This window comes from Herbaspirillum huttiense (assembly GCF_004367745.1).
GTDB classification, from domain to species: domain Bacteria; phylum Pseudomonadota; class Gammaproteobacteria; order Burkholderiales; family Burkholderiaceae_D; genus Herbaspirillum; species Herbaspirillum huttiense.
Map to the genome: position 1 here is coordinate 3,468,122 of NZ_CP037993.1, position 15,183 is coordinate 3,483,304.

A 15,183-nucleotide genomic window follows, 5' to 3' on the forward strand; every position below is an offset into this window, starting at 1 on the left:
CTGTTTTCAGGCGTTTGGAGAGTGCAGGCATGGACCAGTTCAAGCAGATTTCGACCTTTGCCGAGGTGGCCGCCCGGGGCAGCCTGTCGGCGGCCGCCCGCGCCGAAGGCATCGCCCCGGCCATGATAGGCCGGCGGCTGGATGCGCTGGAGGAGCGCCTGGGCGTGAAACTGCTGCAGCGGACCACGCGCAAGATCGTGCTGACCAACGAAGGCGCGGCCTTCCTGGAAGACTGCCAGCGTATCCTGGCCGACCTGGAAGATGCCGAATCGGCGGTGTCCGAACGCAGCGCGCGCGCCAGCGGGCAACTGCTGATCTCGGCCCCGGCCGGTTTCGGCCGCCAGCACGTGGCACCGCTGGTCCCCTCCTTCCTGGCCGAGCACCGCGATGTCACCCTCACGCTGAACCTGAACGACCGCATCGCCGACGTCATCGGGGAAGGCATCGACGTCGCCATTCGCATCGCCACCCTGACCGACTCCAACCTGGTGAGCGTGAAGCTGGCCGAGAACCATCGGGTGATCGTCGCTGCGCCCTCCTACTTGCGCCGTCACGGCACGCCGGCCAGTCCTGATGAGCTGGTGCGCCACAACTGCCTGGCCATGAGCAGCGAAGGCAGCCAGCGCGGCTGGACGCTCAAGCAATCGGGCAAGGTCAGCGTCTACAAGGTCGGCGGCAACATGGTCTGCAATGATGGCGAGGTGCTGCACAACTGGGCGCTGGCCGGGCGTGGTCTGGCCTGGCGCTCGATGTGGGAGGTGGGTGCGGCGATCGAGGCCGGCGAACTGGTGACCGTGCTGGACAAATTCGCCGCCCCGGCCCCCTCCATCTATGCGGTCTTCGCGCAGCGTCGGCACCTGCCGCTGCGCATTCGCGCCTTCGTGGATTTTCTGCGGCACGCCTATGCGCAGCCGGACTACTGGAAGCAGCGCCTCTGATCCCTGACGGCTCACTTGTGTCCCGCGCTGCCGCCCCAGCTACTGCCTGAGGACACTGAGTAGTCCTCTTCCTCTGCCTGAATCATTTGATGGACGAGGGCCACGCACGTGACGATGACCGCATAGAGCGCGTAGCCTCGCAGCACGGATTGGGCCTGCCCTTTTTCTCCCATCGCCTTGAGCAAGCGCGCAGGCAGATACACCGCGGCCAAGGTCAGGAGGAACACCCAGGTCTGGCGCATGCTCCAGATGAAGTCGCTGGCCCAGTAAAATCCCAAGGTCATCACCAGGTAGCACACCACCGACGTATGCGCCGATCCCATCGGACTCAGTTCGATGTCCTCGCTCGACGGATGTGTGGCCACACCGTGCGAGGGAACGGGTTCCTGTTGTGCGGCGGGTTCAGGCAGACTGATCAGCGCCTCCAGCGGCATCCGCTTTCCCAGATAAAGCACGGGCGTATCGCCAAGCGAATAGTCCAGCATCAGGACGCCATCGCCCGCCTCCAGATCGACCATGCGCGCGCGCTGCCGAGCAGACCGGGTCATGGCCCATTCGCCCTCGCCACCGCTGCAAGCTACATCGCGCACCGCACTGACCACCCAGCTTCGGTCGAATAACTTCACGCGCATGCGTGGCTTGAGTTGATCGAATCTCGGCAAGGCTTGCTCAAGATCGACCCGGGAGACGATGGCGTAGCGTCCCCCGGCTTCCAGCAAGCGCCATTCCAGCGAGTCGCCCCGCATCTTCAGCCACCACTGGTTCCAGACACGCGCGCCAGTTCGCCACTGGCGTTGCCCCACGATGCTGAAGGCGCGCCCTTCGAAGCAGCCCATTCGGCCGATCGGCAGCGGACCGGCGCCCTTTGCCAGGGCCGGCATCCTGGAGACGCCACGGGTCTTCTGATTACGCCTGTCGACCACGGCGCGGCAGTACACGCACACCGCCATGGTCGAGGCCAGGCTGTGGAATTCGACGTACTTCTCGCAGGACGGGCAAGTGACAGTCCACATGATTCACGCTTGGCAGAATGAAAAGCGCGCATCTTAAGACAAAGAAAATGGCCTGACCAACGAAATTCCGGCCTTGTCGATCATCGCCGGAACCGCGCCCAGCCTGGTTTGCGGCGTGACTACTGCAACCCTGATCAATACCCGTGATATGTCAGGCGCACGTCGCCATCGGCAGCAGGCGTACCTGACGCTCGATCAGCTGGCGATGCAGCTGTTCAGGTTGCAGCCCCGCCACGATGATCTCCAGGGCCTGTTCCACCTGCAATGCGCCGCAAAGGAAAATGTCGAGCGCAGCAAAGCGCGCTTCCGGCCAGGTATGAATGGAAAGGTGGGATTCGGCCAGCAACAGCACGCCGGTGACGCCCTGCTGCGGCCCGAAGTGATGAAAATGGCCCTGCAGCACGGTCGCCCCGGCATGAGCCGCCGCCTGCCGCAAGAGGGATTCGATCGCCACGGGATCGCACAGACGCGCAGCGTCGATGCCATCCAGATCGGCCAGCAGATGCTGGCCACGGGCGGGGAAGGCGTTGGCGCTCACTTGTGCCCGCCTCCGCCGCCCCAGGATCCGCCCGAACTGGAGGACGACCAACTGCTGCCGGAGGACGAGCGCGAACTGGAGAAGCTGGTCGAGCCCCAGTTGTACAGCGTCGAGATCGCGATGATGAACAAGGCGTAGAGCACGAAGAGGATCTTCATCAGAAATCATTCCCGTCGAGCTTGTAGGCCGGGGCGTAGATCAGGGTCAAGGTAATGAGGCCACTCCAGAAATGATCGTAGCCAAGAATGGGAATGCAATTCAGGATCACGAAGAGGACCGCCATCACGTGCGCCAGGGTCATGAAGGACATGCCCGGTGCAGCGCGCGCAGTCTCGGACGCGACTTCCTTCCCCAGCCAGGCCCTGAGCTGGTCGGGCGAGACCGGCTTGGCTTCGGACCAGGTGGCTTCCTCTGCCGTCACTTCCAGCGTCAAGCTCTTGCTGCCTTTGCCGTACTGGACCACGCGCGTGACGTCGCCCACGGACACCTTCCAGTTGAAGGCACCGACCGCATAAGTGACCCGTGCCTCGGCTTCGTATTGCATGGGCAGGCGCAAGCGGCCCTGCGTGACACCATCCGCCCCCGACATGTCCGGCCAGGTCTGGAGCACCGACGCGGTACTCCAGCCCTCGTCGGCTTCGACCAGCCAGAGAAAGCCGCGCCGTTCGTTGTGCAGCAGGTATTCGGTCCACTGCTCGTCATCATCGGTGCGCCGCATGGCGCCGATGACTTCGAACCTGGCACCGGCAATGGTGGCCTGCGTACCCAGTTCCAGCGTCAGCGCGGCCGCCGCGATCTTCTCTTGTGCGGCCACCACCTCGGCCTTGACGCCGGTCAGTGCGATCTGGCTGTGACAGGACTGGCACACCAGGTGTTCGGTCTGGCGCGGCAGGAAGCGAATGGCGGTGCCGCATGCGGGGCAGGTCATCGACCCCAGCTTGCCCTGATAGCGATAGCTGCCGGCGCGCACGGTATCGTCGTCGCGCAGGAATTCACATTTGAGCGATTCCAGCGTGACGCTCTTGCCCTGGTACAGCACCGGCACTTCCTCATCGGAGAAATCCAGCGTGACGAAGCGATCCGCCACATGCAGGTCCGCTACGCGCGCCTGCCATCCGTCGCGCAGCCCCAGCGGCAGTTCGCCCTGGCCGCCGGTACAACGGGCGGTCCGCACATCGCCCACCACATGGGGGATGCCGCCGATCTCCACGCGGGTCAGCGGCTTGAGTTCGTCGAAACGCGGCCAGGTTTGCGTGGCGGCGGTCCGCCGGGTCACCGTATAGAGCCCGGAGGCATCCGAGAGCCACCATTCCTGCTGGCCATCGCCGACCTGCAGGGCCCATTCGTTCCACAAGCCGCCGTCATATTGCAGCTGGATGCGTCCGACCACGGTGAACGCCTGGCCCTCGATGAATCCGCTGGTGCCGATCTGGATGGGCGAATAATCGTCGAGCACCTCGGAGACCTGCCCCAGCGTGTGGGCAGCCGAGCCGTCCTTGTAGACGGTGGTGCGGCAATAGCTGCACACCGCCATGACCGAGGCCAGCGACTTGAATTCAGTGGGTGCCCCGCAATTGGGGCAGCTTGCTGTCTGCATGAGTCAACCAGAGAAGCGCCGGCAGGCGCAGGCCCGCCTGCCGGCGGGAAGCATGTGGGGAAAATGCAGGCGCACCTTCAGCCAATCAGTTTCTTCAGGACCTCGGCTTTGGCGGCATCGTAATCGGCGGCGCTGATCAGGCCTTGATCCAGCAACTGCTTCAACTGGCCCAGCCGCTCCGCGGGTGTCGGGCCGGCGGCGGCCGCAGGAGCGGCGGCGGCGTGGCCCTGAGCGCCCGCTGCGCCAGTCCCCAGGGCATCGGCCATGACCTGCCCCATCGAGACGCCCGTGGCCAATCCAGCCCCCAGTCCTGCCAGGCCACCTTCGTTGCCGGCCGCAATCGGAATTGCCTCGGCCGCCTGGACGCGCGCATATCCGGCGGCCTTGGCGGCATCCAGCCCGCCCTTCATGCCGGCCGCGATGCGCTGGTCCAGCGCCACTTGCAGGTCATCCGGCAGATTGAAGCTGGCGATGTTGAACTGGTCCAGCGTCAGGCCGTATTGCGCAAAACTCAGGGCCATGGCGTCGCGCACCGTGTTGGCCATGAGCGTCTGGTTGGCCGCCAGGTCGAGGAAGGCGCTCTGCGCATTGCCCAGGGAATTGGCCAGCGTGGAGAGCAGGATGCCCTGCAGCTGGTCTTCAAAGTCTTCGCGGGTGTACACCTCGCGGGTGCCGCTGATGCGCGAGAAGAACACGCGCGGATCCGACAGGGCATACGAATACATGCCAAAGGCACGCACGCGGATCATGTCGAAATCCTTGTCGCGGATCGTGATCGGCTGCGGCGTGCCCCACTTGCGACCGGTCTGCAGGCGGGTACTGAAGAAATAGACATCCGACTTGAAGGGCGACTCGAACAGCTTGTCCCAATTCTTCAGGTTGGTCAGCACCGGCAGGGTGCGGGTGGTGAGCGTGTAATTGCCGGGGGTGAAGATATCGGCCACCTGCCCTTCGTTGACGAAGACAGCGAGCTGCGATTCGCGCACCGTCAGGGTGGCACCATTCTGGATTTCAAAATCCTGCATCGGATAGCGCCAGGCCAGCACGCCTTCCTGGTCCTCATTCCATTGCAGGACATCGATGAATTGCTTCTTGATGAATGATCCGAGATTCATGCGGCACTCCGGGGGGATGAAGGATGAACAATGAAGAGGTCAGGAAATGCAGGCCGCATTGATGGCCCCGATGCACAGCGAGATCGTGCCCATCAGGCCACCGAAGGCGACATTGTCGGTTTCGATATGTTCGCGTGAAATGCGCAGTCCGCGCGTGGTCACCAGATAAGCCAGCAGCTGTACCACCAGCGCACCGGCTGCCCAGGCAAAGAATTGCTGGTAATCGTTGGTATGCAGGATGGAGGAGGCGATGGTGAGTGAGAAGCCGCCCATCGCCCCTCCCAGCGACATCGCCGCAGCGCGGTTGCCTTGTCGGATCAACAAGACTTCATCATAAGGAGTGACCCAGGTATATACCTTGAAAAAGACCGCCAATAGAATAGCGGCCAGCAAGAGATGAAGCGCGTAGTTGAGGATGGCAGGCAAAACGATTCTCGCGTGGTGGCATCAAGACCTGCATATTAAGCCATAAAAAAATTCATGATCAACAGAATACTGGTGTTGTCGATTTTCGTGGTCGCCTCGTGCGGCCTCGCCTACGAACTGATTGCAGGCGCACTGTCGAGCTACCTGCTGGGGGACTCGGTGCTGCAGTTCTCCACCATCATCGGCTGCTATCTGTTTGCCATGGGGGTGGGCGCGCATGTCTCCAAATACGTCAAGGATGAAGACGTGCTGGCGCGCTTCGTGGACATCGAGATCATGGTGGGACTGATCGGCGGCCTCTCGGCGGCGCTGCTGTTTCTCTCCTTCTCGTGGTCGGCAGCGCCTTTTCGCATCCTGCTCTACAGCGTGGTGTTCCTGATCGGCGCACTGGTGGGCATGGAAGTGCCGCTGGTCATGCGCACCCTCAATGCCCGCCAGACCGCCTTCCGCGAGCTGGTGAGCACGGTGCTGACCTTCGACTATCTGGGTGCACTGGCCGTCTCGTTGCTGTTTCCGCTGGTACTGGCACCGCATCTGGGCCTCACGCGCACCGGCTTCCTGTTCGGGATGAGCAACGTGGCCGTGGGCTTGTGGACCATCTACGTCTTCCGCGCCGAACTGCAGCAGGCACAGCGGCAGTTGCTGCGGGCCTGCCTGGTGCTGTTCCTGCTGGGGACCGGCTTTGCCGCCTCGGACCGGCTGGTGCAATGGGGCGAGCACGGCATGTACGGCGATGAAGTCATCTATTCCACCAGCACCCCCTACCAGCGCCTGGTGATCACCCGCTGGAAGGATGATCTGCGGCTCTACATCAATGGCAATCTGCAGTTTTCTTCACGTGACGAATACCGCTATCACGAAGCCCTGGTGCATCCGGCCCTGGCCACCCTGCCCTGGGCGCGGTCGGTGCTGGTGCTGGGCGGCGGCGACGGACTGGCCCTCCGGGAGATCCTGCGCCATCCCGGTATCCGGGAGGTGACGCTGGTCGATCTCGATCCGGCGATGACGCAAGCCTTCCGGCAACGTCCGGAACTGGTGGCGCTGAACAAGGGCGCGTTGTCCGATCCGCGCGTGAAGATCATCAATGCCGATGCGGCCGTGTGGTTGCAGAACAGTACGCAGACCTTCGACCTGGCCATCGTCGACTTCCCCGATCCTTCCAGCTTTGCGCTGGGCAAACTGTTCTCGGTGCCGTTCTACGGCGTGCTCAAGAAGCACATCTCGGCCAATGGCCTGATCGTGGTGCAGGCGACTTCGCCCTATTTCGCCCCACATGCCTACTGGTCCATCGACGCCACGCTGCGCGAGGCGCAATGGAAGACCTATCCCTATCACCTCTACGTACCGTCCTTCGGTGAATGGGGCTTCATCCTGGCTTCGCCGCAGCGTGACTACGTTGCACCCACCACCTATGCGCAGCCGATGCGCTATCTCAACGGGGCCACCACGGCCGAGATGTTCCGCTTCCCGCCCGACATGCCGCGTGTGGAGGTCGAGCCCAACCGGCTCAACAACCAGTCGCTGGTGCGCTACTTCGAGCAGGACTGGCATCAGGTGGTGCGCTGATGCAGCGGCGCAGCTTCATTCTGGGCGCAGCGGTGGCGGCGGGCGCGGCCACGCTGGGCGCGGGCGGCGTCCTGCAGAAATGGCGGGAAGTCGATCCCGGCATCCGCGCACCGGGCCGCGCGGAAGGCCACTTCCTGCGCGATCTGGCCAGGCATCCCGGCCGCCTGCCGGTCCCTTCGGAGATCATCGAGACCGACATCGCCATCCTCGGCTCGGGAGTGGCCGGCCTGACCGCAGCCTGGAAGCTGGAACGCTCGGGCCATCAGGATTTTCTCGTGATCGACGGCCCGGAAGCCGACGGTAATGCCGCCGGAGCACGCTACGGCCAGGCCGGTGAATACGCCTGCCCGACCGGGGCCCACTATCTGCCGCTGCCCTCACAGGAATGCCTGCACGTGCGCGAAATTCTCGCCGACCTGGGCGTGATCCTGCGCGACGCCCAGGCCGAGCGCCCCTATTACGACGAACGCTATCTGCTGCACGCACCGGATGAACGGCTGCTGGTCGACGGGCACTGGTACGAAGGCCTGCTGCCGCCCTTGCAGCCGGGCGAACAGGAAGAGCTGGATCGTTTCAACCGCAGCATGGACAGCCTGCGCGCCAGCCGCGATGCCCGGGGCCGGCGCGCGTTCATGCTGCCGTCCGCGCAGGCCTCGGATGACCCGCGCTGGCTGGCGCTGGACCGCATCACCATGCGGCAATGGCTGGAGCAGGACGGCTATCGCTCCCCTGCCCTGCACTGGCTGGCCAACTACGGTTGCCGTGACGACTACGGCGCACGCTACGACCAGGTCTCGGCCTGGGCCGGCCTGCATTATTTCTGCAGCCGCAGCGGCCAGGCGGCCAATGCCGCCGACGGCGCCTGGCTGACCTGGCCGGGTGGCTTGCAGCCGCTGGCCGAGGGACTGGCGCGCCGCATCGGCCCGCGCCGCCGCCCCGGCACGGTGCTGCAGCTGCAAGAAACTTCACGTGGAATCGAAGCGCTTTGCATGGTCCTGCGCGATGGCCAGGCCACCAGCTTCCTGCTGCGCGCGCGCAAGGCCATCTGCGCCATGCCGCTGTTCGTCGCGGCGCGCATCATTCCGGCCATGGCCACGCTGGGCTTCGATCCCGCGCAGCACCTGCCGGCCCGCGCGCCGTGGCTGGTGGCCAACTTCCTGCTCAAGCGCTTCCCCAAGGAAAAACCCGAGGCACCGCTGTCTTGGGATAACGTGGTCCAGCGTGAACCGGGCCTGGGCTATGTCGTTTCGACCCATCAGGATATCCGCGTCCATCCGCCGCAACAGACGGTGTTCACCTCCTATGTGGCGCTGACGCATCTGGCCCCGGATCAGGCCCGGCGCTGGATGGACCAGGCCACGCCGGCCCAGTTGCTGGCACTGGCCATGGAAGACTTGCAGCAGGCATATGGCTGGCAATTCGGTGCTGCGGTGGAGCGCGTGGATATTACGCTGCGGGCACATGCGATGGCGATCCCCACGCCCGGTTTCCGCAGCAATGCGGGACTGAGAAAATTGCAGCAGGCAGACGGCAAGATCCTCTTCGCGCATGCCGACCTGTCCGGTTTTTCGCTGTTTGAAGAAGCCAGCTGGTGGGGCTATCAGGCCGCGCTCAAAGCGCTGAAGACCTGACGCTGCAGCCGTCGCTGGAATGACAAACGGCCCGCGAGGGGCCGTTTGTCATGGGTCCGCAGCCACTCAGTGCGGCAGCGTCGGGCCGGCCGGCGTGACGTCGATCTCGCGCCACACCAGCGTCTCGCCCTCATTGATCCGGAACACGCTGACCATCTGCGCCAGCCGTCCCGCCTGGTTCTGCATCGAGGCCGCTGCGGCCGCAGCCTGCTCGACCAGCGCCGCATTCTGCTGGGTTACCTGGTCCATCTGCGTGATGGCCAGGTTGATCTGCTCGATGCCACTGGTCTGCTCGGCGCTGGCGGCGCTGATCTCGGCCACGATGTCGGTCACGTGGCGCACGCTGCTGACCACTTCCTGCATGGTGACGCCGGCCTGCTCGACCAGGCGGCTGCCGTCGCCGACCTTCTCCACCGAGTCGTTGATCAGTTCCTTGATCTCCTTGGCCGCCGAGGCCGAACGCTGGGCCAGCGAGCGCACTTCGGAAGCCACCACCGCAAAGCCGCGTCCCTGTTCCCCGGCGCGCGCCGCTTCCACGGCAGCGTTGAGTGCCAGGATATTGGTCTGGAAGGCGATGCCGTCGATCACGCTGATGATGTCCACGATCTTGCGCGAGGAGGCATTGATGGCCCCCATGGTATCGACCACCTGGCTGACCACGCCGCCGCCCTGCTCGGCCACACTGGAGGCCGATTGCGCCAGCTGGCTGGCCTGGCGCGCATTGTCGGCGTTCTGGCGCACGGTGGAGATCAGTTCTTCCATCGCCGAGGCAGTTTCTTCCAGTGAACTGGCCTGCTGTTCGGTGCGCCCGGACAGGTCGAGGTTGCCGGCCGCGATCTCGGCCGAGGCCGTGCTGATGGTATCGGTGCCGGTGCGCACATTGGCGACGATGCCGCGCAGGCTGTCATTCATGTCCTTGAGCGATTGCAGCAGCTGGCCGGTTTCGTCGCGCGAGGTCACCTGCACCTGGGTCGCCAGGTCGCCCTCGGCCACCTTGCGCGACACCACCACCGCCGTCTGCAGCGGCTTGGTGATGCCCAGCGTCAGGGTGCGCGCCAGCACGATGCCCAGCAACAGGATCAGGCCCTCCAGCACCACAATCAGGATCCGGCTCTGGGCCGCGATGTTGTCGATTTCCTTTGCGGTATCGTCGATATCCTTGCGCTGGATGTCGACCATCTCGCGCATCAGTTTCTGGTAGGTCGCGGCGGCGGGCACGAAGACGGTGTCCAGCAGGCGCATGGCCTCTTCCACGTTGCCTGCCGCCTTCAGTTTGACGATCTGGTCACGCGACGACAGGTACACCTTGCGCTGCTCCCCGATCTTCTGGAACAGCGCCTTTTCTTCGGGGGTGACCAGCAAGCCCTCGACCTGCTTCTGGTACTCCGAGGAACTCTTGGTGGAGGCCGCGGCTTCCTCCGCGAAATACGCTGCCAGCGACGGATCACTGCTCTTGGCGATGGCCAGGGTGCGGCGAATGCCGGCGGTCAGGTTGGTATACCAGTCGCCCATGAGGCGTTCAGTCTTGAGCGGATCGTTCATCATCTCGCGCGTGGCCGTCGACACCTGCTCCAGTCGCCACAGGCTGATACCCGCCACGATGGCGGAAAACGCGAGGATCACGGCAAAGCCCAAGGTCAGGCGCTTGCCGATATTCATGTTGCCAAGGATATTCATGTCTTTTCCGTCCCTAGCGAAGCCTCCGGGCGAGGACTTCGCAATGTCATCTTGATTATTGTTGTCAGCACGGCAGTCCCCGACTGCCGTCGTCCAGCACTATGGCACGCGAGGGCAAGCGGAACAAGACAACTAAGCCCCGAACAGACGGGCAATGGCGGTTCTCTTCCCGACGGCGCGGAAACCATGCCGGCATTGCCCCAGCATGCGGGAATTCAAGCTTGTTGATCCAGCAACCTGGCCATGGCGGCGGCAAATCGCGGGTCCGACAGCTGTCCGACATTGAAGCGGGACCATGGCACGCTGTGTTCCGGGTCGACATGGAAGATGCTGCCCGGAGCCAGCACCACGTGATGCGCCATTAGGGCCTGCGCCAGTGGCCGGGCATCCGTAAAAGCGGGAAATCTCGCCCACAGGTACATGGATTGCTGAGGCGCGCAGAACAACTCTGCCCCCAGTTGCTGCAGCTGGTGGCAGGCGGCGTCGGTGGCGTGCGCCAGACGCTCGCGCAGACGCGCCGTGTGGCGGCTGAAGTGGCCGTCGGACAAGATCACGTCCAGCGTGCGCTCGCAGTATTCGGAACTGCTCATGTGGACCAGCATCTTGATGTCGGCCAGGTCACTGGCCAGATCACGGTGGCAGGCAATGAAGCCCACGCGCAGCGCGGCGGACACCGACTTGGAAAAGCTGCCGATGTAGAGCGTGCGGCGCAACTGGTCCAGCGTGGCGATACGCGGCGCGGTAGCCGGCTTGAAGTCGGCGAAGGCATCGTTCTCCACGATCAGGGCATCGTGGCGATCGGCCAGTTGCAGGATCTTGTGCGCCTTGTGCGGAGAGGTGTCCGAGGCCGTGGGATTGTGCGCCAGCGACTGGGTGAAGAACAGCGGCGGCTTGCCGGGCAGCTTCAGTTCGCGTTCCAGGGCCTCGATATCCGGCCCGTCCGCATGGCGCGGGATGCCGACGATGCGCGCACCGGACAGCTTGAGTTTGCCGTACAACATGTAGTAGCCCGGTTCATCGACCAGCACGCGATCGCCGGGGCGGATGAAATTGCGGATCACGATATCGAGCGCCTGGTTGGCCCCGTGGGTCAGCACGATCTGGCTGGTGGCGGCCTCGATGCCATGCTGCGCCAGCTTCTGCACCAGGTGCTGGCGCAGCGGCAGGTAGCCGAAGCGGCTGCCGTAGCCGAACAGCGCACCCATGCCGGTGCGCACCACCTTCTGGTGGAATTTGTCCAGCCGCACATCGTGCAGCCACTCCACCGGCGGGAAGCCATCGCCCAGGCGCAGATGGCCGGGGTCGTGCTTCAACTGCTCGCGCATGAGCCAGACCACGTCCATGGCGCGGCTCAGGCTGCCCTCCTCTTCTTCCTTCGGGCGCGGCGGCGTGGCGCAGACGAAGAAGCCGGAGCCGCGCCGGGGCTCGACCACCCCTTGCGCCGTCAATTCCTCGAACACGTTGACGATGGTGTTTTTGGCACAGCCATGCCGGGCGGCCAGCTCGCGGATCGACGGCAGGCGGCTGCCGGGAGCATGCGCACCCTCGGCGATCTGGCGACGGATCAGCTGCACCAGGGTCTGGGTGAGTGTCTGGGGGATGGTCACGGATAAGACTCTCCAAAAAGCAGGCAGGTACTCGCTCGCCCGGCCCGCGTCGTCGGGACTTGCTGCAATGCAAAGGGATTGTCCTGGGTACAGTTGCCCTGCTGTTGGCAGCAACTGTACCCATGCGCAATGGTACACCCTTGCTATTCTGCCAGCGCTGGACGGCGGCGCGCAGCCTGCCGCCCATTCCAGAACTTCATATAACGACGAAAAGAGAGACCAGCGCATGCACAGTGACAAGCACTCCGCGACCGATTCGCGCCTGCCCGGATTCCGCAGCCTGACCCCGCCGCAACGCCTGGCGGAGGTCGCACGCCTGGCCGGGCTGGGCGAGCCCGAGCAGATCCTGCTGGGCCAGCCCGGAGGCCTGCCGCTGGCCACGGCCGACGGCATGATTGAAAACGTGGTCGGCACCTTCCAGCTGCCGCTGGGTGTGGCCGGGTATTTTCAGCTCAATGGCCGCGATGTACTGGTACCGATGGCGGTCGAAGAGCCCTCGGTGGTGGCGGCAGCGTCCTTCATGGCCAAGCTGGTGCGCGCCTGCGGCGGCTTCCAGACTTCCAGCAGCACGCCGCTCATGCGGGCGCAGATCCAGCTGCTCGGGGTGACCGATCCGCACGGCGCGCGGCTGGCCATCCTCAAGGACCGCCAGGCCATCATCGACATCGCCAACAGCCGCGACCACCTGCTCAACCAGCTGGGCGGCGGCTGCCGCGACATCGAAGTGCATGTCTTCCCTGACACCCGGCGCGGTGCCATGGTGGTCACGCACCTGATCGTCGACGTGCGCGATGCAATGGGCGCCAATACCGTCAACACCATGGCCGAAGCGGTGGCCGGACATATCGAGGAAATCACCGGCGGCAAGGTGCGGCTGCGCATCCTCTCCAATCTGGCCGATCTGCGGCTGGCGCGGGCCAGGGTGAAGGTTTCTGCCCAGGTGCTGGCCACCAGCGCATACAGTGGCGAGGAAGTCATTGATGGCATCGTCGATGCGTATGAATTTGCGGCCGTCGATCCCTACCGCGCCGCCACGCACAACAAGGGCATCATGAACGGCATCGATCCGGTCATCGTCGCTACCGGCAATGACTGGCGCGCGGTGGAGGCCGGGGCTCACGCCTACGCTTGCCGCCATGGCCGCTACACTTCGCTGACGCACTGGGAAATTGCCGCCGATGGCGACCTCGTCGGTACGCTGGAAATCCCCATGCCGGTGGGCCTGGTGGGTGGTGCCACCAAGACCCATCCGGCGGCACGGGCGGCCTTGAAGATCCTGGGCGTGCAATCGGCGCAGGAGCTGGCCGAGGTCGCCGTGGCGGTGGGGCTGGCGCAGAACATGGCCGCCCTGCGCGCGCTGGCGACTGAAGGCATACAACGCGGCCACATGGCCCTGCACGCGCGCAACATCGCATTGGCCACCGGGGCCGAACCGCATGAGATGGACTGGCTGGTGCAGCAGATGGTGGCTGGCCACGACGTCCGGGTGGACTACGCCAGATCGCTGCTGGCCGAACGCCGCCGCTGAAGCACGGAAAACAGAACGACCCGAGCCGCCCAGCGGCCGATCACAACGAGGAGACAAGCACATGATCCCATCGACCACGCTGCGCAGGCTGGCAGCCGCCTGTGCCATTGCAGGCATTTTTGCAGGGCCGGCCATGGCCCAGGTATCCAATGACGCGGTACGCATCGGCTTCATTACCGACATGTCCGGCCCCTATGCCGATACGGATGGACTGGGCGGACTGGAGGCCATCCGCATGGCGGTCGCCGACTATGGCGGCAAGGTGCTGGGCAAACCCGTCGAGATACTCTCGGCGGACCACCAGAACAAGGCCGACATCGCCGCCACCCGCGCCCGTGAATGGGCTGACGAACGCGGGCTGGACATGTTGATCGGCGGCGTCAATTCGGCCACGGCCTTGTCAATGAACAAGGTGATGGCCGAGAAGAAGCGCGTCTACATCAACATCGGCGCCGGGACCGCCCGCCTGACCAACGAGGAATGCACGCCCTACACCGTGCACTATGAATACGACACGGTGGCGCTGGCCAAGGGCACGGCCAGTGCGGTGATCAAGCAGGGCGGCAAATCCTGGTTCTTCCTGGTGGCGGACTATGCGTTCGGCCATTCGCTGGCCAATGACACCAGTGCCGTGGTCAAGGCCAATGGCGGCACGGTCGTCGGGTCGATCAAGCATCCGCCGCAATCCTCGGACCTGTCGTCCTTCCTGCTGCAGGCGCAGGCGTCCAAGGCGCAGATCCTGGGATTGGCCAACGCGGGCGAAGATACCGTCAATTCGATCAAGGCCGCCAAGGAATTCGGGGTGACCAAGACCATGAAACTGGTAGGTCTGCTGATGGTGATCAACGACATCCATGCGCTGGGACTGGCCAATGCCGAGGGCCTGATGATGACCGACAGCTGGTACTGGGACAAGGACGAGCCCTCGCGCAAGTTTGCCGAGCGCTTCTTCCAGAAGATGAAGAAAATGCCCAGCACGCACCAGGCGGCCGCCTACTCGGCCACCATGACCTACCTGAAGGCGGTGGAGGCCATCGGCAGCGATGATGCCACCAAGGTGATGGCGCAACTGAAGAAGACGCGCATCGATGACTTCTACAACAAGGGTTACATCCGCGCCGACGGGCGCAACATCCATGACATGTATCTGTACCAGGTCAAGTCGCCGGCCGAGTCGAAGAAGCCTTGGGATTACCTGAAGCTGCTGGAAACCATCCTAGGTGAACAAGCCTTCACCAGTGTGGCGGATTCCCGGTGCAGCCTGCTCAAGCAGTAAGGGACAGGTGAAGTTTCTGGCCTGAAGTCCAGAGCCCCCCCCCTGCAGGCCCTTGTCGGCCAGCAGATTGAGCAGTTTGAGGGCGGGGCCGGCGGAGCGGGTCTCGCCCTTCTTCATTGAGGTGCCGCCAGGAAAGCTGAACACAACCTCCTGACCCTTTGTGCGGTCTTTACATCAGCGGCTTGCCTTGGCCGAGTCTTGCACCTACTCTTGCAACCCAGCCCAGCCGGCCTGCTGCATTGGTCCGATCGTCCGCCCGCCTGTGAATGGC

13 protein-coding genes are annotated in these 15,183 nt (G+C 64.2%); 5 read left to right on the forward strand and 8 right to left on the reverse strand.

What is annotated here, in order from left to right; genetic code table 11:
• Positions 1 to 29 precede the first annotated feature (29 nt).
• Positions 30 to 938, forward strand: coding sequence for a LysR family transcriptional regulator (locus E2K99_RS15560; RefSeq protein ID WP_121041985.1), 909 nt, complete (start codon positions 30 to 32; stop codon positions 936 to 938).
• Between the two features lie 11 nt (positions 939 to 949).
• On the opposite strand, the gene E2K99_RS15565 is transcribed toward E2K99_RS15560, so the two are convergent.
• From E2K99_RS15565 to E2K99_RS15585, 6 genes are all read right to left on the reverse strand, one after another.
• Positions 950 to 1,951, reverse strand: coding sequence for a hypothetical protein (locus E2K99_RS15565; RefSeq protein WP_240733729.1), 1,002 nt, complete (start codon positions 1,949 to 1,951; stop codon positions 950 to 952).
• Positions 1,952 to 2,102: 151 nt separating this feature from the next.
• Positions 2,103 to 2,489, reverse strand: coding sequence for an adenosylmethionine decarboxylase (gene speD, locus E2K99_RS15570; RefSeq protein WP_121041987.1), 387 nt, complete (start codon positions 2,487 to 2,489; stop codon positions 2,103 to 2,105).
• Positions 2,486 to 2,647, reverse strand: coding sequence for a hypothetical protein (locus E2K99_RS25550; protein ID WP_157845714.1), 162 nt, complete (start codon positions 2,645 to 2,647; stop codon positions 2,486 to 2,488). The genes speD and E2K99_RS25550 overlap by 4 nt, the downstream gene beginning before the upstream one ends.
• Positions 2,647 to 4,086 carry a DUF4178 domain-containing protein gene (locus E2K99_RS15575; RefSeq protein ID WP_134222806.1) on the reverse strand — a complete coding sequence of 480 codons (1,440 nt, stop codon included), beginning with the start codon at positions 4,084 to 4,086 and terminating at the stop codon, positions 2,647 to 2,649. Before E2K99_RS15575 ends, E2K99_RS25550 begins: the two co-directional genes overlap by 1 nt.
• Positions 4,087 to 4,163: 77 nt before the next feature.
• The gene (locus tag E2K99_RS15580) at positions 4,164 to 5,201 is read right to left on the reverse strand and encodes an SPFH domain-containing protein (protein WP_034335119.1); all 1,038 of its coding nucleotides are present in this window, start codon (positions 5,199 to 5,201) and stop codon (positions 4,164 to 4,166) included.
• Positions 5,202 to 5,240: 39 nt separating this feature from the next.
• Entirely contained in the window at positions 5,241 to 5,627 is a 387-nt protein-coding gene (locus E2K99_RS15585) for a DUF350 domain-containing protein (protein WP_039785084.1), read from the reverse strand.
• A 54-nt stretch (positions 5,628 to 5,681) separates the two neighbouring features.
• Between E2K99_RS15585 and E2K99_RS15590 the strand changes: the two genes are divergently transcribed.
• Both E2K99_RS15590 and E2K99_RS15595 read left to right on the forward strand, forming a co-directional pair.
• Positions 5,682 to 7,193 (forward strand): polyamine aminopropyltransferase, encoded by a 1,512-nt coding sequence (locus tag E2K99_RS15590; protein WP_134222807.1) that lies wholly within the window; start codon positions 5,682 to 5,684, stop codon positions 7,191 to 7,193.
• Positions 7,193 to 8,824 (forward strand): FAD-dependent oxidoreductase, encoded by a 1,632-nt coding sequence (locus tag E2K99_RS15595; RefSeq protein ID WP_134222808.1) that lies wholly within the window; start codon positions 7,193 to 7,195, stop codon positions 8,822 to 8,824. The genes E2K99_RS15590 and E2K99_RS15595 overlap by 1 nt, the downstream gene beginning before the upstream one ends.
• A gap of 66 nt (positions 8,825 to 8,890) precedes the next feature.
• Here E2K99_RS15595 and E2K99_RS15600 read toward each other — a convergent pair whose 3' ends face one another.
• Positions 8,891 to 10,501, reverse strand: coding sequence for a methyl-accepting chemotaxis protein (locus tag E2K99_RS15600; protein ID WP_134222809.1), 1,611 nt, complete (start codon positions 10,499 to 10,501; stop codon positions 8,891 to 8,893).
• 215 nt (positions 10,502 to 10,716) lie between these two features.
• Entirely contained in the window at positions 10,717 to 12,108 is a 1,392-nt protein-coding gene (locus E2K99_RS15605; RefSeq protein WP_420840831.1) for an aminotransferase-like domain-containing protein, read from the reverse strand.
• 226 nt (positions 12,109 to 12,334) lie between these two features.
• Here E2K99_RS15605 and E2K99_RS15610 point away from each other — a divergent pair, with 226 nt between their 5' ends.
• Both E2K99_RS15610 and E2K99_RS15615 read left to right on the forward strand, forming a co-directional pair.
• Positions 12,335 to 13,636, forward strand: a complete 1,302-nt coding sequence (locus E2K99_RS15610) for a hydroxymethylglutaryl-CoA reductase, degradative (protein ID WP_134222810.1) — start codon at positions 12,335 to 12,337, stop codon at positions 13,634 to 13,636.
• 61 nt (positions 13,637 to 13,697) lie between these two features.
• Positions 13,698 to 14,912 carry an ABC transporter substrate-binding protein gene (locus E2K99_RS15615; protein ID WP_134222811.1) on the forward strand — a complete coding sequence of 405 codons (1,215 nt, stop codon included), beginning with the start codon at positions 13,698 to 13,700 and terminating at the stop codon, positions 14,910 to 14,912.
• Positions 14,913 to 15,183 lie beyond the last annotated feature (271 nt).